Below are 20,237 nucleotides of genomic sequence, written 5' to 3'. Positions count from 1 at the left end.
CAAGTCCGGCTCAGGGTGTGACGACCTTGACCTTGGCGCCGGGCGCCAGATTGTCCCCCGGCGCGAGACCATTAAGCGCCAGGAACCAATCCAGCTTGTAGGATTCCAGCGGCATGATGTTCGCCAGCTTGTCGGGGGTGTCGCCCGGGTTCACCGTCAGCACGCGCAGTTTCAGGGTCTTGACCGCCTTGGCCTCGGCCTCCGTCAGGGCGCGAAAACTGTAGGTCACGCGGCGCAGGTCTTCGCTGCGACGTGGCGTTGCTTCGGGCAGGGTCAGGAACAGGAAGCGATAGATACGGTCCTTTGCAAAGCGGATGGCGACCAGGCGCACGTCCCGGACTCCTTCCGAGGTATCGACGCGCGCGCTGCCCGTGGCGGCCTCCAGCCCATTGACGTCGATCCGTTCGACCCCGCGCAGGCGCCCGCCGCCCCATGACGATACGTATCCCCGCATGTCGCGGACCTGGGCAACTTCCTTCTGGTTCAATTGGTTGAACAGGATGACCGTGCGGTCCGGGCCGTGGGCGGAGACCTGGGACGGTGAGTTGATCAGGTAGAAACCGGGCGGTACCTCGAAGTGGATGCGCAGTTCCGGGTGTTCGAACACCCGGCCGCGGACCACGCCTTCCTCCGGCGAATCGCCCCACAGCATGCCGTCGATGCGGGCCAGATAGTCCCCGCGCCCGACGCGCGGGTCGGCGTTGGGCGGCACCCGGGCCAGGGTGATGGCCTGGGCGATGCGGTCCGACGTGCGCGGGTGGGTCGACATGATGTTGTCCGCAGGGTCTTCGTCGGGCCGGCCGCGCACGCGCTGAGTGATCGAGGTGTGCTGCGCCATTTTGCGGAAGAAGGTTTCGAGGGTTCTGGAATCGTAGCCGGCCTTGGACATGTAGCGCACGGCCAGCATGTCGGCCTCCAGTTCCTGTTCGCGGGAATAGGACTGCAGGTAGAGCTGCCCGACCTGTCCGGCCAGACGGTTAAAGTCGCCGGGCACGCCGAATACCGATCCCAGGATGCTGGCGCCGATCAATCCCAGGTTGGTCGCCATGGCGGCCGAATAACGCTGCGCCGTGTGGCGCGCGGTGATATGGCCGATCTCATGGGCCAGGACACCGGCCATTTCCGCTTCGTTTTCCGCCAGGGCGATCAGGCCGCGGGTGATGTAGACATAGCCGCCGGGCAGGGCGAAGGCGTTAATGTTCGAATCATTGAGGACCGTGAAGGTGAACTTCAGGTCGGGTCGGTCCGAGGCTTTGGCCAGTTTCTCGCCGACCCAGTCGACATAGGTCTGGATCGTCGGGTTTTTGTATGTCCCGCCCATTTCCTTGAGGATTTTCGGATGTTCCTCGGCGCCGACGCGAAGCTCGTCGGTTTCCGACATGAAGGCGGTGAAGCTTTGCTCCCCCGTTGCCGGATTGGTCGAGCAGGCCGCGGCGAACAGCAGCGGTGCGATCAGGGCGAGGGCGGAAATCAGCGGGCGCATGTCAGCAATATAGGGAGGAACGGCACTACTTTGCCAGAACCTCGATTTGTTCCGGATGGCTGGCCTCGATCATCGGGCCGTTCCAGTTCTTGAGCCAGCCGCGCACGCGCACCTCACGGCCCTGATAGGCATCCGGCCCCAGACCCGCGCGCTTGAACCGGCGGGCCGCCTTGCGGTCGATGCGCACCGTGAAATCCGTGCGCCAGTTGGCGCCGAAGTTCAGGTAGATCACGCCGCGCACATCGGCTGCGTCGATGATCCGGCCTTCAACGACATGAAAGGTGTCGATGTCGCGGGCCAGGGCTTCGGGATCGGCGGCGCGGACGGCATAGTACGGATCTGCCCAGATGCCGCGCCCGGCGGCGCGGGCGACGGCTTCCAGGCGGTACATCTCGGCTGCGCGTTCCCGATTGTCGGGGAAGGTATAGACCCGGGCCATACCGCGCGTCAGCATCTCGCCCTGGGCCCAAATACCGTTCTGTCCGATCAGATGGGCCAAAAGCCGCCCATGACGGTCCATTCGGGCATTGCCGTAAAACAGCTGCACGGGCTGGTTCAACAGAATATCTTCAAGTGCGGCTTTGGATTCCTTGGCCAGCGGCCATTCCTTGAAACCGACGCGGCCCAAAGGCAGCTTGGGCGCCTGGATGCCGGTCAGGCGAACCTGCGAGGCACCGACGATATCCCGGTCGAGGAACACCGTGTCGCCGTCGACCACGGCGGTGACCACGGCTTGTTCGCCGGGGGTCAATGAATCCTGCGCCGCCGCCGGGGCGGCCCATAGAACAAGTCCGATCAGGATGGCCGTGAACTTCATGGCATTGCCTCCGCCGACACGCCCGCCATGGCCCATACATTAGCAGGTGAATGGCCGCCTGCCCGCAGGCTTTCGATGGTTTCGGCCTTATCGCGTTTGGCCAAGCGCTTGCCGTCCGGCCCCGTCAGAAGGCCGTGATGGCGGTAGAGGGGCGTGTCCAGGCCGAGCAGCGCCTGCAGCAGGCGGTGAACGTGGGTCGCCTCGAACAGGTCCTGACCCCGGGTCACGCAGGTCACGCCCTGTATGTGGTCGTCCGTGGTGACGGACAGGTGATAGCTGGTCGGCGTGTCCTTGCGCGCGAGGATCACGTCGCCGAACAATTCGGGCCGGGCGGTCTGTTCGCCCTGGTCCAGATCGACCCAGGTGAGGGGGCCGGCCATCGCCGCCGCGGCATCCATCTTGAGGCGCAGAGCATAGGCCTCGCCCGCGGCCATGCGGTCTTCGGCCCGGGCCGGGTCGAGGGTACGGCAGGTGCCGGGATAAAGCGGCCCATCGGGACCGTGCGGCGCGTGCCCGGCAGCGGCGATTTCCGCCGCGATGTCCTTGCGGGTACAGAAGCAGGGATAGATCAACCCCCGGTCCCGGAGGCGGCCCAGGGCCGTTGCGTAGTCTTCAAGGTGGTCCGACTGGCGGCGCACCGGGGCTTCCCAGGTCAGGCCCAGCCAGCGTAGATCCTCGACAATGCCGTCCTCGAACTCGGGCCGGCAGCGGCCCTGGTCGATGTCCTCGATCCGCAGCAGAAACCGTCCGCCGTCGGCGGCTGCCTGGTTCCAGGCGACCCAGGCCGAATAGACATGGCCCAGGTGCAGGCGGCCGGTCGGGCTCGGCGCGAAACGGGTGACGGTGGTATCTGCGGACATGGGGAATCTATCGGCCCTTTCTGCGGGATTTGGCGCCCTATGGCACCATTCGTTAACCATTCTGGGGTAACAAGGTGAACCGGTACCAGCCATAATACCGTTCACGTAATGGAATAGACGAGCCCGCCGCCATGAGCAAAATCAAGAAGCCCGCAAAACTCGCCCCCGACCTTCCTAAGGAAGAGGATATCCCGCATCTGACGGGCCCCATGGTGCTGCCGCGTGACGGCTCCAAGCCGGAACAGGTGGTTCTGCTGCTGCACGGCGTTGGCTCCGACGGCGACGACCTGATCAATCTGGCGACCTATTTCGGGCGGGTGCTGCCCAAGGCGGTGTTCATCGCGCCCAACGCGCCTTTCCGATTCGACGGCGGGCCCATGGGCTTCCAGTGGTTCTCCCTTGCCGATCCGTCCAAGGAAAAGAAACTTGAGGGCGTGAAGATGGCGGCCCCCATCCTGAACGCGCTGATCGACCATCTGTTGGCCGAACTGGGCCTGGACGAAAGCAAGATGGCGATCATCGGCTTTTCCCAGGGCACCATGATGGCGCTGCATGTCGGCCCCCGGCGGGTCAAACCGCTGGCCGGAATCATCGGTTATTCCGGTGCCTTGGTTGGCGATGAGCTTTTGGCGTCCGAGATCAAGTCCAAGCCGCCGGTTCTGCTCATGCACGGCGAGGCGGATCCTATCGTGCCGCCCGACCTGATGTACCATGCGGAAGACACCCTGAAGGCGGCGGGTGTGCCCGTGGCGGCCTATCTGTCGCCCAACCTGGGCCACGGTCTCGACGACATGGGCATCCAGCTGGGCATGGAATTCCTGGCCGAAATGTTCGGCATAGACGTTCTCGAGGTTGCCGGCCGCACGTCCTAGACGTCGCCCGCGCCCAAGACCGCCTTATGAACATCTCCCGTTTTTTCGCCGTTCTTTGTCTGTCGCTTGCGCTGTGCTGGGCGGCGGCCATTCCAGGCACGGCCATGGCGGCGGAAAACGTCGGCACGGCGAAACGCGTGGTCAATGACGTCGTCACCCGGTCGTTCGGACAGTCGGTGCAGACCGGCGACGGCCTGGTCGCCAACGAAACCGTCATTACAAAAGACCGCAGCGCCATCGACATCCGGCTGGCCGACCAGTCGTCGTTGAGCATCGGCGAAAATTCCGAACTGATCCTGGACGACCTCGTCTACGGCCGCGATCAGAACAAGGTCACCGGGGCCTTCCGCATGATGTCGGGGGTCATCCGCTTCGCTTCCGCCGGCGTGCCCATGGATTTCCTGATCAAGACGCCGACGGCGACCATCGGCATTCGCGGCACGCAGTTCGACGTCCTGGTCAAGGACGGCAGCACCGAGGTCGCTGTGGTCGAGGGCGTGGTCGTCGTGCAGTCCCAGTTCGGCATCGCCGACGTGCGCAGTGGTCAAGTCTATCAGGTCACGACCCGACGCGCGGCCTTTGCCGACGCGCGCTCGCCCGGCATGAGCCAAGCCATCGAGTTCATGGTCACCATGCTTGCGGACGGTGGCGGCATCGCTCCTCAGGCCGCCCCGTACCCGCAAAAAGAAACCCGGGTGATCATCCTGCCGCCGTTCCTGGCGAACAAGGATAAGGAAAACCTGCTGGTCGTGGATCTGCCTGCGGGCAAGGTCTATGTCGAACTGCTGCCCGGGCTGGCACCTGTGCATGTGCGGCGGATCAAGCAACTGGTGCGGCAGCAATTCTATGACGGTCTCGCCTTTCATTTCGTGCGTCAGGATTATGTCGCAGAAACCGGGGATCCGTCGTTCACGCCGGGCGGCGGGGGCGGAACGGGGGGCAGCGGCACGGCCATCGCCGCCGAATTCTCGTCCACCCCCTTTAGCGAAGGGATGGTCGGCATGTCGCGCCTCAAGAATGATCCCGACAGCGCCGACAGTCGGTTCTTCTTCGCCCTGGGCCCGACGGCGCGGACCCTCGACGGCAAGTATACGGCCTGGGGCCGGGTCGTCGCCGGGATGCAGTACCTGAAGGCGCTGAAGCCCGCCAACCGGCCCAAGGTGCCGGAACGCATGACGACCGTGCGTGTCGTCGCCGACCTCTACAAATAATCTTCGGGACCGGCCCCGACGCCGCAAATCTGTAACCGGATCATGCAGGCGGTTGTCAGAAAAGGTTCACGGCGGGAACATTTGGCGCGGAATCGCAATATGTAGTATCCTCCGCGCCATCAGGTAGGAGATATGAGGTTTCGACCCCGTGAGCGCTTCCGCCGAAAGCTGTTCCGCTCTCGTTCTCAACGCCGACTTTCGGCCGTTGAGCTACTTCCCCCTTTCCCTGTGGTCCTGGCAGGACACCCTCAAGGCGGTGTTCCTCGACCGGGTCAACGTGGTCTCCGAATACGACCGGATCGTCCATTCCCCCAGCCAGGAATTCCGCCTGCCCAGCGTCATCGCGCTGAAGGAATACGTATCCATGGGCAGGCGCCCGGCCTTCACCCGGTTCAATGTGTTCCTGCGCGACGCCTTCCACTGCCAGTATTGCGGCGAACATTTTCCGGCTGACCATCTGACCTTCGACCACGTCATCCCGCGCGCGCGGGGCGGGCGCACGTCCTGGTCCAACGTGGTCACCGCCTGCTCGCCCTGCAATCTTCAGAAAGGCCACCGCCTGCCCCGGCAATGTGGGATGGTGCCCCTGCGCGAACCGGAACAGCCGTCGAATTTCCTGTTGCAGGAAAACGGCCGCGCTTTCCCGCCGAACTATCTGCATGAAAGCTGGCGGGATTTCCTGTACTGGGATACGGAACTGGAACCTTAGAGGCTACGGCGTCGGCTTGCCCTGGTGACGGGCATAGACCGCCGACGTTCCGTCGGCCTGAAACAACAGCACTTCATAGGCTTGCGGGTCGGGTCCTTCCATGCCCGGCGAACCGATGGGCATGCCGGGAACGGCAAGCCCCCTGGCCTGGGGTTTTTCCTGAAGCAGCCGTGCAACATCCATCGCCGGGACGTGACCTTCGATGACGTATCCGTCGACCACCGCCGTATGGCAGGACTGCAGGGGCTCGGTGACGCCGGTCATTTTCTTGATCGCCGTCAGGTCTTCCATCTCGATCGTTTTCACGTCGTGGCCGTGGTCTTTCATGTGTTTGACCCAAGCGCCGCAGCAGCCGCAGTAGGGCGACTTGTAGACCGTGACTTCAGCGGCGAAGGCGGCGGCGGGGAAAAGAAGCAGGATCGCCACCAGTACGGCGCGGGTTTTGTATAGGCGCATGAATGTCTCCTCCATTTAAAACCAAAAGCTGACACCCGCGACGAAGCGCAGGCTGTCCGTATCCTCGCCCTCTCCGCGGGCAAAATTGGCGGTGGCGCCGACTTTGCGTTCATAATGCAGGCCGACGTAGGGGGCGAATTCGCGGCGGATTTCGTACTTCAGACGCAGGCCCGCCTCGACGGTGTTGATCCCGGCCCCGGAATGGATGCGCCGGTCCTCGGAGAATGCGACGTTGATCTCCGCCGTTGGTTGCAGGATCAAGCGTTGGGTGAGGCGCCAGTCGACCTCGGCTTCCAGCCGGGCCGACAGGTCGCCGGTTTCGCTGAGGAACAGATTGGCGTCGGTTTCCACGAACTGCTTGGCCAAACCCTGGACGCCGATCACAGCATAAGTGCGGTCCGGGTCCGGCCTGAGGTCGTGGCGGATGCCGGCGTTGAGGTCGAAGAACGTGGAGATCGGTCGGCGGTACAGAAACTGTAGCTCCGCCTTTTCCAGGCGCTTGCCGATGGGGTTCTCCCCTTCCGACTTGAACGCCAGGCGATGGTCGTCGTTGCCGATCCAGGCGTTGGCGTCCCAGGCGACGACATCGGCACCGTCGCCTGCCCGGGACTCCAATTGATCGACCTGAAATTGCCAATAGATCGCATCGTCCATCTCCGCCGCCCGAGCGATGGATGTCGGGATGAAAACGGCGGTCGCCAGGATGGCGGCAGGGAGGAAGCTGTTTGAGTAATTCATCGGGCAATCTCCGCCGTTTCACGTTCGACCACGACCTTACGGAACATGCCCGACGCCATGTGGTACATCAGGTGACAGTGAAAGGCCCATTGGCCTTCGGCGTCGGCCTCGATATCGGCCTCCACCGTGGTGCCCGGCGCAATGGAAATGGTGTGCTTGGCCGGATTGTATTTACCGGATCCGTTGTCCAGGATCTGCCACATGCCGTGCAGATGCATGGGATGGGTCATCATGGTTTCGTTGATGAACTTGAAGCGCACCCGTTCGCCGAACTTGAGCTTGATCGGCTCGGCATCGGAATACTTCACATCGTTGATGGACCAGATGTAGCGCTCCATGTTGCCGGTTAGGCGGACTTCGATGACCCGTGTGGCTTCGCGGTCCGGATACAGCGGCCTGAACGCCTTCAGGTCCGCATAGGACAGGAACTTGCCGCCCTCGGCTGCCTTGGGCATCAGCCCGCTGCCGGGGGCATAGAACGGGTCGTCCTTGGGGTTCGACGCCATGGCCCCATGGCCCATTTTGCCGTGGTCCATTCCCTTCATCATGGTGCCGTCGGGCATCATGTGGTCGCCCCCGGGCATCTTCATGGCGCCATGGCTCATTTTTCCATGATCCATTTTCATCGCCCCATGATCCATGCCGGGCATGTCGCCGTGGGCCATGCCCATGTCGGCCATGGTGAGAAACTGTTTCGGGCGGGCATCGGGGACCGCCGCCGTCCGGCCCATTTCCGGGGTCAGGGTGCCGCGGGCATGGCCGGTACGGGCCATGCTTTCGGCGAACAGGGTATAGGCCTTGTCCTCGGTCGGGCGAATGATGACGTCATAGGTTTCGGCGACGGCGATGCGGAATTCGTCCACGGGGACCGGGCGCACGTTGTTGCCGTCGGCCTGCACCACGGTCATTTTCAATCCCGGAATGCGCACGTCGAAGAACGTCATGGCGGCGGCGTTGACGAAGCGCAGGCGGACGCGCTCGCCGGGTTTGAACAGGCCGGTCCAGTTCTGGTCGGGGTTACGGCCGTTCATCAGAAACACATAGCCCGAGACGTCGGCGATGTCGGACGGCATCATGCGCATGTCGCCCCAGGCCATGCGGTCGGCCAGGGCCGCGCCGAAGCCCATCTTTTTGACGTCGTCCAGCAGGGTGCCGAGGGTGCGTTGCTGATAGTTGTAGTAGTCCGCCATGATCTTCAGGTTGGACAGGATGGTCTTGGGCGTGTCGGTTTTGTGCCAGTCGGACAGAACGACCACGTATTCACGGTCATAACGGAAGGGTTCGCGGGTTTTCGGATCGATGATGATCGAGCCGTAGACCCCTGACTGTTCCTGCAGCCCCGAATGGCTGTGATACCAGTAGGTGCCGCTTTGTTGCGCCGGGAAGGTATAGGTGAAGGTCTCGCCCGGCTTGATGCCGGGAAAGCTGATGCCCGGCACGCCGTCCTGTTGATAGGGCAGGATCAGGCCGTGCCAATGGATCGAGGTGTCCACGTCCATCTTGTTGGTGACGTTGATGGTCAGGTCCTCGCCCTCGGTGAAGCGCAGGACCGGGCCGGGGATGCCGCCGTTGATGGTCATGGCGTCTTGCGGCCGGCCGGCGACGTCGATGGCGCCGCGTGCGATTTCCAGGTTGTAGGTGCCGGCCTGTGCCGGCGGTGCCCCCGCCAGGGTGGCGGCCAGGACGGCCGCCAACCCGATCAGGGAATGGATTGAATGTCGCATGGGTCTCTCCCGTTCCCTGTGCCGCTACTTGAACCGGATTTTGCCCATCATCCCGGATTCGTAATGCCCCGGGACGTTGCAGGCGAATTCCAGCTTTATCGGCTTGGTGAACTTCCAGATGATCTCGCCCGACTTGCCCGGCTCCAGCAGGATGCTGTTGGGGTCGTCGTGCTTCATCATGTGGCCGTCGCCATGGTCCATCTTCATCTTCTCATGGTTGATGCGGTCGGCTTCGATCATGCCGTGCTCCATCATCGTCATCATCTGCTTCTGATGGGCGGCATGCATGGCGGCGGTGCCCAGGCCGAATTCGTGCAGGTAAGCACCCTTGTTGGTGATCTTGAAACGGATGGTTTCCCCGGCGGTTACCGAGATGCTCTCCGGCTCATAGAAATTGTCCTGCATGGTGATGTCGATGGTGCGGGTGACGTCCGCTGCCTTGCCGGGTTCGCCGATGGCGGCCATGCCGCGGTGGTGGCCCGGAGAACCGTGGCCGCCCATTTTCATGCCTTCCTTCATATGGCCCTGCATGGGCATGTCGCTGTGACCGTGGCCGGGTTGGCCGGATCCGGCCAGGGCGGGGGATGCCGCCGCCAACACGGCAAGGGCGACGGCGGCGGAACGGATGGACGTGGGAAAGGTGAAATCTTGAGAGACTTTCATCGGAATATCCTTTTGATCGGGGATCGCGTCTGTGACGCGGCCATGGCGAAGACTTAAGGCTTCGCCGCCTTGTCGGATTTCCGCTCGGGGATCGTATTGGGTGGACCGGACCTGGGGTCCGCGCAGGTGCAGGTGAAATCGGCCGAGCGGAGGCTAGGCGCGATCTCGCGGTGGCCGGAACAGGCCGGCGGGGGCGGTCAGCGCGGGGGCTTGATCGGTGCTTGGCTGTACCTTCTGAATTTCAAAAGCAGGGGGCGTGAAGCTGAGCACATCGCGGGGAAGGGCCGGTGAGAAGCAGGCGTTGACGCAGCAGCCGCCCATGTCGTGCTGTGACGGCGGCGGGGTCTGTTCCTGCGGCTGTGCCTGATCGTGGCACTTCTGATGGTCGGGTGCGGCGGTCTGCACCCAGGCCGAGGCGTTATGGGCCTGATGTGCCCCATCCGCGGACATCGCCATGGCCGCATGGCCGGCGCCGAAGCCGGAGAACAGGACGGCAATGGCCAGAAACACACAGCACACGCGGCGCATGCGCCGTTCTGTAACTGCTGTTCCTGGGTTTGTGCGCGCCATGGGTCTTTGGTCCGGTGATTGGCTCATGTCTTGCGGCATTACGTAGAATTTTAAAGGTTCCACCTGCAGGAAGGTCAAGGTGAAACGGTTTGTTCCAGGTGCCTTATTTTCCGTCTGCCTGGGCGCGGCGGTTCAGGTCGTCGTGGCGGGCGCGGATGCCCGCGGGCCAGGTGCTCTTGATATAGGACAGGACGGCGATGATTTCGGCGTCGCTCAGCACGCCGTCGAAACCCGGCATGTCGCTTTCATAGCTGCCGCCGACCACGGCGGCGGGGCCGCGCTTGGTGATGTCGAACAGTTGGGCGTCCGGGTGGTGCCAGGTATGGCCCGTGCGGTCGTGGGGCGGGGCGGGCAGGCGGCCCGTGGGCAGGCGCTCGCGCCAGTTCACTTGACCTTCCAGGTTCGCGCCATGGCAGCTTGCGCAATGTTCTTCGTAAATGCCTTTGCCCGTGGCGACGGTCGCCGCGTCGTCGGGCCGCAGTTCGACCGTGCCGTCGTCTGGGGCCAAGCCGAGCCAGACGGCACTGCCGAGCGCGACGGCGGCCAAGATGGCGCCGGCCCCCAAAATCTTGGTGCGCCCCGCGGTCAATGGTCCGGTCCCGCCAGGTCGTCGATGATCGGGCAATGGGGGCGATCGTCGCCGTGGCAATGATCGACCAGATGCTTGAGCGTCTTGTGCAGGGCCTTGAGCTCGGCGATCTTGGCTTCGATTTCCGAAAGGTGTTCCGTGGCGATCGCCTTCACATCGGCGCTGGCGCGGTGGTCGTCTTCGTACAGTGACAGCAGGGCGCGGCAGTCCTCGACGGAAAAGCCGAGCCCGCGCGCCCGCTGCACGAACTGCAGCTTGTGCACGTCGGTCGGCGAATAGGTGCGGTAGCCGTTGTCGCTGCGTCCCGGCACGACCAGCGCGATTTCCTCGTAATAGCGGATGGTCTTGGCCGGCAGGCCGGAATGCTTCGCTGCTTCACCGATGTTCATGGGCTTATTCCTCCTCGATCCTGACCCTGCGCAGGCGCAGCGCGTTGGTGATCACGGAAACGGAACTCAGGCTCATGGCGGCGGCGGCGAACATGGGCGACAGCAGGATGCCGAACACGGGATAAAGAACCCCTGCCGCCACCGGCACGCCCAGCGCGTTATAGACCAGGGCGAAAAACAGGTTCTGTTTGATGTTGCGCATGGTTGCGCGGGCCAGGTTCCGCGCGCGGACGATCCCGTTCAGGTCCCCCTTGATCAGGGTGGTGCCCGCACTTTCGATGGCCACGTCGGCACCCGTGCCCATGGCGATGCCGACATCGGCCTGGGCCAGGGCGGGCGCGTCGTTGACCCCGTCGCCCGCCATGGCGACCTTGCGGCCCTCGGTCTGCAGGTCCTTGACGATCCGCGCCTTGTCCTCGGGCAGGACGTCGGCGCGGATCTCGTCGATGCCGAGCTTCGACGCCACGGCGCGGGCCGTGCGTTCGTTGTCGCCCGTCGCCATGACGATGCGGAAGCCCTGGGCGTGCAGCGCCTTGATGGCATCCGCGGTGGTCTCCTTGACCGGGTCGGCGACGGCGATCAGGCCGGCGATTTCCTTGTCGATGATCACGAACATGACCGTCTCGCCCTGATCGCGCCGGGCGTCCGCCGTGGCCGACAACGCATCGCCGTCCAGGCCCAGGTCGGCCGCCAGGCGGGCGTTGCCGAGGGCGACCCGCTTGCCGTCGATCACGCCGGTGACGCCCTTGCCGGTGACGGCCGCGAAGTCGTCAGCCTTGGCAAGGGTGATGTTGCGGTCTTCTGCACCGGCGACGATGGCCTCGGCCAGGTGGTGTTCCGATCCCCGCTCCAGACTGGCGGCCAGGCGCAGCACCTCGACCTCGTCATGGCCTGGCTCGGGCAGCACGGCGACCAGTTTCGGCTTGCCGACGGTCAGGGTGCCGGTCTTGTCGACGATCAGGGTGTCGACCTTGGCGAAGCGCTCCAGCGCTTCGGCATTCCTGATCAGCACGCCTGCCTGCGCCCCCCGGCCCGTCGCCGTCATGATCGACATCGGTGTCGCCAGGCCGAGGGCACAGGGGCAAGCGATGATCAGCACAGCCACGGCGGCGACCAGCCCATAGGCCAGGGCCGGAGCCGGTCCCCAGATCGACCAGGCGATGAAGGCGATGACCGCGACGGCGACCACCGCCGGCACGAAGATGCCGGCGACGCTGTCGGCGACCTTCTGAATGGGGGCGCGCGACCGCTGGGCGCTCGCGACCATTTCGACGATCCGGCTCAGCATGGTGTCGGCTCCGACGCGCCGGGCCTCCATGATCAGGCTGCCGGTGCCGTTGATCGTGGCGCCGGTGAGTTCGTCGCCCGCGGTTTTTTCGACGGGCAGGGGTTCGCCGGAAATCATCGCTTCATCGACTGACGAGCGCCCTTCCAGGACCACGCCGTCCACGGGCACCTTGTCGCCGGGCCGCACCCGCAGATGGTCTCCGACCTTGACGTCTTCCAGGGGGATTTCCTCTTCCCGGCCGTCGGCGCGGATGACGCGGGCGGTCTTGGCGGCCATGTCCAGCAATGCCCTGATCGCCGCGCCGGTCCGGTCGCGGGCTCCCAGTTCCATCAGCTGACCCAGCAGGACCAGGACGACGATTACGGCCCCGGCCTCGAAATACACGCCGACATGGCCGCCGGCGTCGCGGAAGCCGTCGGGGAAGATGCCGGGGGCCAGCACGGCGGCGATGCTGAACAGGAAGGATGCCCCCACGCCCATGGCGATCAGGGTGAACATGTTCAGATTGCCGGTAATGACGGACTTCACGCCGCGCACGAAAAACGGCCAGCCCGACCACAGCACGACCGGGGTCGCGAGCATCAGTTCGGCCCATTGCGCCGTCCCCTCACCGATCGTCTGGCGGATGCCGAGGCCCAGCATGGGACCCATGGTCAGGACCAGCAGCGGGAGGGTCAGCACCGCGCCGACCCAGAAGCGGCGCGTGAAATCGACCAGTTCGGGATTGGGGCCTGCGTCGCCGGTGGGGATGCCCATGGGTTCCAGAGCCATGCCGCAGATCGGACAGTCGGCGGGCTTGTCGGTGATGATCTCCGGATGCATGGGGCAGGTGTATTGGGTGCCGGCGGGCATGGCCTCGGCCTGCTTTTTGTGGGCACCCGACAGGTAATGATCGGGGTCGGCCTGAAACTTGGTGCGGCAGCCGGGGTTACAGAAATGATAGGTCTCCCCCCCGTGGTCGAAGGTCGGCTTGCCCTGACCCAAGGTCACGGTCATGCCGCAGACCGGGTCCTTGGCGGTCTCGGCACCATGATCGTGCCCCCCGGCGCAGCAGGAACCACCGCTTTTCGGTGTGTCGGTAGGAGCGTGTGAATGTGCGGACATGGCGGAAAACCTTCGGTTTCGGCGCGGGCGGCAGGCCCGCGGCGGTCATCATGGCCTTCTACATAAGGCTTCCAGTTACTGGAAGGTCAAGGGCTGCCGTCACGCCGTCGTCGAATGGTTCCTACATAGGCCCTGCCGATAAATTCTATCGGCATTAACGATTTGACGTATACCGGGACCCCTGGCGACACTCCGTCGACCAATCCAGGGGAACGCGTGCTGTCCATGCCCATTGAGAAACCCGCCATTCCGGCCCCGTCCGAGGGCGAAAGCAATGCCTCGCCCCGGCGCCGGGAATGGGCGGCGGGGGCCCTGGGGGCGGCGTCGCAGACACAACTTGCCGAGGACGCAGACCTGTTCCTGCACCAGTCCGTGTCCACGCCCTGCCTGTCGGTGATCACCAAGGCCGAGGGGCCGTGGATCGAGGACGCCGAAGGACGGCGCTATCTCGATTTCCACGGCAACAACGTGCATCACATCGGCTATGGCCATCCGCGCCTGAAGAAGGCCATCGCCGATCAGATGGACGCCTTGCCGTTCGCGCCCCGCCGGTTTGCGTGCGCGCCCGCGACGGCCTTGGCGCGCAAACTGGCCGACATCGCGCCGGGCGATTTGTCCAAGGTGCTGTTCACCACGGGCGGGTCCGACGCGGTCGAGGTCGCGCTGAAGTTGGCCCGCGCGGCCACCGGGCGGTTCAAGACCGTGTCGTTCTGGGACGCTTTTCACGGCGCCGGATTCGGGGCGTCGTCGGTCGGCGGGGAACAGTTGTTCAGATCGAACTTGGTCGGCCCGCTGCTGGCGGGGACCGAGCACGTCGCCCCCTTCGCCTGCTACCGCTGCCCCTATGGATATCCCGAAACGGACGGCCAGCCGGACCTGAACCTGTGCAAGATGACCTGCGCCAACATGGTGCGCTACGTGCTGGAAAAGGAAGGCGACGTCGCCGCCGTGATCGCCGAACCGGCCCGCGCCGTGCCCTTCGTGCCGCCGCCCGGGTTCTGGGCCGCCGTGCGCCAGGCCTGCGACGACGTCGGCGCGCTTCTGATCTTCGACGAAATCCCCACGGGCCTGGGCAAGACCGGGCGCATGTTCGCCTGTGACCATGATGATGTCGTGCCGGACATCTTGGTCATGGGCAAGGGGCTCGGCGGCGGCATCCTGCCCATCGCCGCCGTCATCGCCCGGCCGGGCCTGGACGTCGCCGGCGATTACGCCTTTGGCCATTACACGCACGAGAAAAACCCGGTGACCACGCGGGCCGGGCTGACCACGATCGAGATCATCGAGGACGAAAACCTGGTCGAGAACGCGGCGACCCTGGGGGCTTATGCTCTCGGCCGCCTGCATGACATGAAGGGGCGCATCGGCGTCATCGGCGACGTGCGCGGGCGGGGGTTCCTGATGGGGGTCGAACTGGTCATGGACAAGGCCGGGAAAGCGCCGGCGGCGGATCTTGTTGAAGACGTTCTCTACCGTTGCCTGGACGGCGGCCTGTCGTTCAAAATCTCCATGGGCAACACGCTGACCCTGACGCCGCCCCTGGTGGTGACGCGGGACCAGATGGATCAGGCCCTCGACGTGCTGGAACGCGCCATCACGGATGCCACCCGCGAAGCAGGCCTGGCTTGAACGACAACAACCCGGCAAGGGAAGGAACACAGATGGTCAAGGTCGTCCGCACGGACCGCGAATTGCAATGCCCAGTGATCGACGCAGGCCTGCGCGACATGGGCGTCGATCTGGTTCTGGTGCCCGACGGGGCGGGGGAGAACGTTCTGCTCGACGCTGTCGCCGACGCGGACCTGATCCTCATGTGCTATACGCCGATCACCGAACGGGTGATCGCGGCGGCCCCGAAACTCAAGGGCATCGTCAAATACGGCGTCGGTATCGACGCCATCGACATGGCGGCCGCGTGGGCGCGGGGCATCCCCGTGGTCAACATCCCGGAATATGCCGAACGCACGGTGGCCGAAGGGGCCTTCACCCTGATGCTGGCGCTGGCGAAAAAGCTGATCCCGCTGGACCGCGCCATGCGGGCCGACGGCTGGGCCTGGCCCGAGGAAAAATGGCTGGCCAATGACATCGCGGGCAAGACCGTGGGCATCGTGGGGGCCGGGCGCATCGGCCGCGCCTTCGCGCAGATGGCCGGGGCGGGGTTCGGCGCGCATGTCATCGCCTACAGCCCCCATACCCCGCCCGCCGAATTGATGCGCATCGGGATCGAGCCCGTGGCGGACCTGATGGACCTGATGGCGCGATCGGATGTCGTCTCTGTCCATTCGGTTCTCAACGACGAAACGCGGGGCCTGATCGGGGCCAAGGAATTGGCGGCCATGAAGCCGACGGCGATCATTTTGAACGTGGCGCGGGGGGCGGTCATCGACGAGGCGGCCCTGGTCCGCACCTTGCTGGAAGGCCGCATCGCGGGTGCCGGCCTCGACGTCTACAGCCAGGAGCCGCTGATGCTCGAAGGCCATCCCCTAAGCCCCCTGTTCGGCATGGACAACGTGATCCTGCTGCCGCATCTGACCTTCTTCACCCATGAGGCCATGGAGCGCCTGGAGCTTGAGACCCTGGAGCGCTGCCGCGAGGTTCTGGAGGGACGGCCCGTGACCGTGAAATCGCCCGACCCGCGCCTGCGCGCTCAGACTCAGGGCGTGCGGTTCGAGGGCTAGAAACACCCTGGCGCGCGCCGGACCGGCGGGCTAACGTCCGCCTTTCCCCGGCCCACAGACCGAGTGCTCCATGACCGAAACCCTTACATGCATTTCTCCCGTCGATGGCGCGGTTTACGCCGAACGTCCCGCCGCCGCCGATGCCCATATTCAGACCACGCTCGACCGCGCCCGGGCCTGTCAGGTCGCCTGGCGCCATGTGCCGGTCGCCGAGCGGGCGGCGCTGTGCACGGCCATGGTCGATGCCTTCATCAAAGACCCCGAAGACATTTCCGAGGAACTGGCCCGCCAGATGGGCCGGCCCGCGCGCTATGGCGCGGGCGAGGTCAACGGCTTCGCGGAACGGGCACAGCACATGATCGCGATTGCGGAAGACGTGCTTGCCGACCGGCCGGCCCCGGACAAGCCCGGCTTCACCCGCTTCATCCGCCGCATGCCTTTGGGCGTCGTGCTGGTCGTCGCCCCCTGGAACTATCCGTACCTCACGGCGGTCAACGCCATCGTCCCGGCGATCATGGCCGGCAACGCGGTGGTCCTGAAACACGCGACGCAGACGCCGCTGTGTGGGGAGCGCATCGCCCGCGCGTTCGAGGCCGCGGGGGCCCCCGATGGCCTGTTCCAGGTCCTGCACCTGACCCACGACCAGACCGCCCGCGTGGTGGAATCCCCCGAGATCGATTTCGTCGCCTTCACCGGCTCCGTCCCCGGCGGGGCGGCCATGGAGCAGGCGGCGGCGGGCCGCTTCATCGGCATCGGGCTGGAACTGGGCGGCAAGGATCCGGCCTATGTGCGGGCCGACGCCAACCTGCCCCACGCCATCGAGAACGTGACCGACGGGGCGTTCTTCAATTCCGGGCAAAGCTGCTGCGGGATCGAGCGGGTCTATGTCCACGCCGACGTCTATGACGACTTCGTTCAGGGCATGGTGGAGATCGCCAAGGGCTATGTCCTGGGCGACCCGCTTGATCCGGCCACGACCCTGGGCCCCATGGTGCGGCCCAAGGCCGCCGACTTCGTGCGCGGCCAGATCGCCGACGCTGTCCAGACCGGGGCCCAGGCCCTGATCGATCCCAAGGCCTTTCCGCGCGACGGGGCGGGCAGCGCCTACATGGCGCCGCAGGTGTTGGTCGGCGTCGACCACGGCATGCGGGTGATGACGGAAGAATCCTTCGGCCCCGTGGTCGGCGTGATGAAGGTTTCCGGCGACGACGAGGCCGTGGCCCTGATGAACGACAGCGACTTCGGCCTGACCGCCAGCATCTGGACGGCGGATGCGGACGCGGCCCTGGCGCTGGGTGCCCGCGTCGAGACGGGAACGCTCTTCATGAACCGGGCCGACTATCTGGACCCGGCCCTGGCCTGGACCGGGGTCAAGAATTCGGGCCGGGGCTGCACCCTGTCGCCCCTGGGCTACGATCACCTGACCCGGCCCATGTCCTTTCACCTTCGCACGCAGGTCTGACCCCCATGACAACGATGCCCCTTAAAGGAAACTGGAACTACCCCACGGCCATCCGCTTCGGCGCCGGGCGCCTCGCGGAACTGGGCGAGGCCTGCACCCAGGCGGGCATGGCCAATCCGCTTTTGGTGACGGACCCGGGCCTGGCGGCCCTGCCCATGGTGGCCGAGGCCGTATCCGCAGTCGAAGGGGCCGGGCTTTCGGTCCAGGTGTTCTCCGCCATCAAGGGCAACCCGACGCTGGAGAATGTCGAGGCCGGGGTCGCCGCGTTCAAGGCGGGCAATCACGACGGCGTCATCGCCTTCGGCGGCGGCAGCGCGCTGGACGCCGGGAAGGCCATCGCCTTTCAGGCGGGTCAGACCCGGCCGCTGTGGGATTTCGAGGACGTGGGCGACAACTGGGCCCGCGCCGACCCGGCCGGGATCGCCCCCAACGTCTGCGTCGCAACCACGTCCGGCACGGGATCGGACGTGGGCCGCGCCTCGGTCATTACGGACAGTGCCCGCCACGTGAAAAAGGTCATCTTTCATCCCAAGATGATGCCGAGCGTGACCATCGCCGATCCGGCCCTGACCATCGGCCTGCCGGCGCATGTCACGGCGGCGGTGGGCATGGACGCGCTCTCGCACAATCTAGAAGCCTATCTGGCGCCGTTCTATCACCCGTTTGCGAAAGGTGTGGCGCTGGAGGGCATGCGGCTGGTCAAGGACTGGCTGCCGACCGCGGTTGCGGACGGCAAGAATATCGAGGCCCGCTCCCACATGATGGCGGCGGCCATGGCGGGGGCGACGGCGTTTCAGCGCGGCCTCGGCGGCATTCATGCGCTCGCCCATCCGCTGGGGGCACTTTACGACGCCCACCACGGGCTCTTGAACGCCGTGCTCATGCCCTATGTGGTCAACGCTAACAAGGCGGCGATTGAAAAGGACCTGACGGACCTGGCCCGCGCCCTCGATCTTGCCGAGCATTCGCCCGCCGGGGTGATCCGCTGGATCCTGGACCTGCGGGCCGAGATCGGCATTCCGCACACCCTGGCCGAGATGAACATTCCCGGCGACGATGCCGACACGGTCGGCGCCATGGCGGTCGAGGATCCGACGGCGGGGGGCAACCCGATCCCATTCACCAAGGACCAATACGCGGCATTGTTCCTGGACGCCCATGGGGGGCGTCTGGAATTCTAGGGCCGAACGATTTCCAATAAGGGGGACAGGCAGATGAAACCGAGACAGGTCAAGACGGCGGCAGACGCCAAGAAGATCATCGCCGAGCGCGGATGCGAATACGTGAAGGTCGGCGTGGTCGACATGGACGGCATCATGCGCGGCAAATACATGAAGGCCGACAAGTTCATCTCCTCCCTCGATAAGGGCTTCGGCTTCTGTGACGTGGTGCTGGGCTGGGATTCCAAGGATCAGTTGTACGACAATGTCTCCGTCACCGGCTGGCACACGGGCTATCCCGATGCCCCCGTGCGCGTCATCCCCGAAAGCTGCCGCGAGATCGCCTGGGAAGACGACATGCTGTTCTTCCTGGGCGAATTCGACGGCAAGTATGAAGAAGTCTGCCCCCGCGCCGTGCTGCGCCGGACCCTGGCCAAGGCCGAGAAGATGGGCTTCAAGGTGCTGGCCGGCCTCGAATACGAGTTCTTCATGTTCGAGGAAACACCCGAAACCGTGCGCGAAAAGAACTACCGCGATTTGAAGCCGATCCAGCCGGGCTTCTTCGGCTATTCCATGCTGCGCTCCACGGTCGAAAGCGACCTGTACCGCGACATCCTCGACGGCTGCCTGAAGATGGACATGGCGCTGGAGGGCCTGCACGAGGAAACGGGGCCGGGCGTGCTCGAAGCGGCCATTCAGGTCGACGGGGCGCTCGCGGCCGCCGACAAGGCCGTGCTGTTCAAGACGTTTGCCAAGATCATGGCGCAGAAGCGCGGCCTGATGGCGACCTTCATGGCGCGCTGGTCGCCGGACTGGCCGGGGCAGTCGGGCCATATCCACATGTCGCTGACGACCAAGGCGGGCAAGCCGGTGTTCCTGGACCGGAAAAAGCCGCACGGCATGAGCGACACCATGCGCCACTTCGTCGGCGGGCAGCAGAAATTATTGCCCGAATTCCTTTCCATGATCGCCGGCACGGTCAACAGCTACACCCGCCTGGTGCCGGGCTTCTGGGCGCCGACGGATTCGACCTGGGGGGTCGACAACCGGACCTGCGCGATCCGCATCATCCCCGGCTCGGAAAAATCGCAGCGCGTGGAATTCCGCATCGCCGCCGCCGACGCCAACCCCTATCTGGCGCTGGCCGCCGGCATCGGGGCCGGGCTGTGGGGGATCGAAAACAAGATCGAGCCCGACAAGGCGGTTGAGGGAAACGCCTATGACAAGACCTTCCCCAAACGCCTCAACCTGCCGCGCACCCTGATGGACGCGGCCGGGATGCTCAAGACGTCGAAGCCCGCGCGCGGCCTGTTCGGCGACGCCTTCGTCGACCACTACGCCGCGACCCGCGAATGGGAAGAACGCGAATTCCGCCGCGCCATCACCGACTGGGAGATGGAGCGGTATTTCGAGATTATTTAGCGCAAGGCCCGAGCGCCGGGAGCGCGACAGTCGTTATGTATG

19 protein-coding genes are annotated in these 20,237 nt (G+C 65.0%); 8 read left to right on the top strand and 11 right to left on the bottom strand.

The genetic code is table 11. The features are described from left to right. Positions 1–10: 10 nt before the first annotated feature. From KFF05_15240 to gluQRS, 3 genes are read right to left on the bottom strand one after another with little or no spacing between them, the layout of a single operon-like run. Positions 11–1,483: a M48 family metalloprotease gene (locus tag KFF05_15240; protein ID UTW51247.1), complete on the bottom strand. Its 1,473-nt coding sequence runs from the start codon at positions 1,481–1,483 to the stop codon at positions 11–13. 25 nt (positions 1,484–1,508) lie between these two features. Beyond that, entirely contained in the window at positions 1,509–2,300 is a 792-nt protein-coding gene (locus KFF05_15235) for a thermonuclease family protein (GenBank protein UTW51246.1), read from the bottom strand. Further along, positions 2,297–3,160: a tRNA glutamyl-Q(34) synthetase GluQRS gene (gene gluQRS, locus KFF05_15230; protein UTW51245.1), complete on the bottom strand. Its 864-nt coding sequence runs from the start codon at positions 3,158–3,160 to the stop codon at positions 2,297–2,299. The genes KFF05_15235 and gluQRS overlap by 4 nt, the downstream gene beginning before the upstream one ends. Before the next feature lie 209 nt (positions 3,161–3,369). Here gluQRS and KFF05_15225 point away from each other — a divergent pair, with 209 nt between their 5' ends. The 3 genes from KFF05_15225 (at position 3,370) to KFF05_15215 (ending at position 5,952) form a co-directional block, all read left to right on the top strand. After that, positions 3,370–4,032: a dienelactone hydrolase family protein gene (locus tag KFF05_15225; GenBank protein UTW53745.1), complete on the top strand. Its 663-nt coding sequence runs from the start codon at positions 3,370–3,372 to the stop codon at positions 4,030–4,032. A 26-nt stretch (positions 4,033–4,058) separates the two neighbouring features. After that, positions 4,059–5,243: a peptidylprolyl isomerase gene (locus tag KFF05_15220; protein ID UTW51244.1), complete on the top strand. Its 1,185-nt coding sequence runs from the start codon at positions 4,059–4,061 to the stop codon at positions 5,241–5,243. A gap of 148 nt (positions 5,244–5,391) precedes the next feature. After that, the gene (locus KFF05_15215; GenBank protein UTW51243.1) at positions 5,392–5,952 is read left to right on the top strand and encodes an HNH endonuclease; all 561 of its coding nucleotides are present in this window, start codon (positions 5,392–5,394) and stop codon (positions 5,950–5,952) included. Between the two features lie 3 nt (positions 5,953–5,955). Here KFF05_15215 and KFF05_15210 read toward each other — a convergent pair whose 3' ends face one another. The 8 genes from KFF05_15210 to KFF05_15175 all read right to left on the bottom strand — a co-directional run bounded on the left by KFF05_15210 (position 5,956) and on the right by KFF05_15175 (position 13,473). Continuing rightward, on the bottom strand, positions 5,956–6,408 hold the full coding sequence (locus KFF05_15210; GenBank protein UTW51242.1) for a DUF411 domain-containing protein: 453 nt from the start codon (positions 6,406–6,408) through the stop codon (positions 5,956–5,958). A gap of 15 nt (positions 6,409–6,423) precedes the next feature. Further along, entirely contained in the window at positions 6,424–7,146 is a 723-nt protein-coding gene (locus KFF05_15205; GenBank protein ID UTW51241.1) for a copper resistance protein B, read from the bottom strand. After that, complete coding sequence (locus KFF05_15200; GenBank protein UTW51240.1) at positions 7,143–8,870, bottom strand: copper resistance system multicopper oxidase; 1,728 nt, start codon at positions 8,868–8,870, stop codon at positions 7,143–7,145. The genes KFF05_15205 and KFF05_15200 overlap by 4 nt, the downstream gene beginning before the upstream one ends. A 24-nt stretch (positions 8,871–8,894) precedes the next feature. Further along, on the bottom strand, positions 8,895–9,407 hold the full coding sequence (locus KFF05_15195) for a cupredoxin domain-containing protein (protein ID UTW53744.1): 513 nt from the start codon (positions 9,405–9,407) through the stop codon (positions 8,895–8,897). Positions 9,408–9,686: 279 nt separating this feature from the next. Beyond that, positions 9,687–10,103 (bottom strand): hypothetical protein, encoded by a 417-nt coding sequence (locus KFF05_15190; protein UTW51239.1) that lies wholly within the window; start codon positions 10,101–10,103, stop codon positions 9,687–9,689. Positions 10,104–10,206: 103 nt separating this feature from the next. Continuing rightward, positions 10,207–10,668 carry a cytochrome c gene (locus tag KFF05_15185; protein ID UTW53743.1) on the bottom strand — a complete coding sequence of 154 codons (462 nt, stop codon included), beginning with the start codon at positions 10,666–10,668 and terminating at the stop codon, positions 10,207–10,209. 20 nt (positions 10,669–10,688) lie between these two features. Further along, positions 10,689–11,081 (bottom strand): Cu(I)-responsive transcriptional regulator, encoded by a 393-nt coding sequence (gene cueR, locus KFF05_15180; GenBank protein ID UTW51238.1) that lies wholly within the window; start codon positions 11,079–11,081, stop codon positions 10,689–10,691. Between the two features lie 4 nt (positions 11,082–11,085). Then, positions 11,086–13,473 (bottom strand): heavy metal translocating P-type ATPase, encoded by a 2,388-nt coding sequence (locus KFF05_15175; protein ID UTW51237.1) that lies wholly within the window; start codon positions 13,471–13,473, stop codon positions 11,086–11,088. 225 nt (positions 13,474–13,698) lie between these two features. On the opposite strand from KFF05_15175, the gene KFF05_15170 reads away from it, so the two are divergent. The 5 genes from KFF05_15170 (at position 13,699) to KFF05_15150 (ending at position 20,195) form a co-directional block, all read left to right on the top strand. Then, on the top strand, positions 13,699–15,102 hold the full coding sequence (locus KFF05_15170) for an aspartate aminotransferase family protein (GenBank protein ID UTW51236.1): 1,404 nt from the start codon (positions 13,699–13,701) through the stop codon (positions 15,100–15,102). Positions 15,103–15,134: 32 nt separating this feature from the next. Beyond that, positions 15,135–16,151, top strand: coding sequence for a C-terminal binding protein (locus KFF05_15165; protein UTW51235.1), 1,017 nt, complete (start codon positions 15,135–15,137; stop codon positions 16,149–16,151). Between the two features lie 70 nt (positions 16,152–16,221). Beyond that, a complete protein-coding gene (locus KFF05_15160) occupies positions 16,222–17,613 on the top strand; it encodes an aldehyde dehydrogenase family protein (GenBank protein ID UTW51234.1) in 1,392 nt (463 codons plus the stop codon). Positions 17,614–17,618: 5 nt separating this feature from the next. Continuing rightward, positions 17,619–18,794: an iron-containing alcohol dehydrogenase gene (locus KFF05_15155; GenBank protein UTW51233.1), complete on the top strand. Its 1,176-nt coding sequence runs from the start codon at positions 17,619–17,621 to the stop codon at positions 18,792–18,794. A 33-nt stretch (positions 18,795–18,827) separates the two neighbouring features. Then, a complete protein-coding gene (locus tag KFF05_15150) occupies positions 18,828–20,195 on the top strand; it encodes a glutamine synthetase (protein UTW51232.1) in 1,368 nt (455 codons plus the stop codon). Positions 20,196–20,237 lie beyond the last annotated feature (42 nt).

The sequence above is a fragment of the bacterium SCSIO 12827 genome, assembly GCA_024397995.1.
Lineage (GTDB): Bacteria > Pseudomonadota > Alphaproteobacteria > Rhodospirillales > Casp-alpha2 > UBA1479.
Note: the sequence above shows the minus strand (reverse complement) of the source record. Positions and strands in the feature narration are given on the sequence as shown.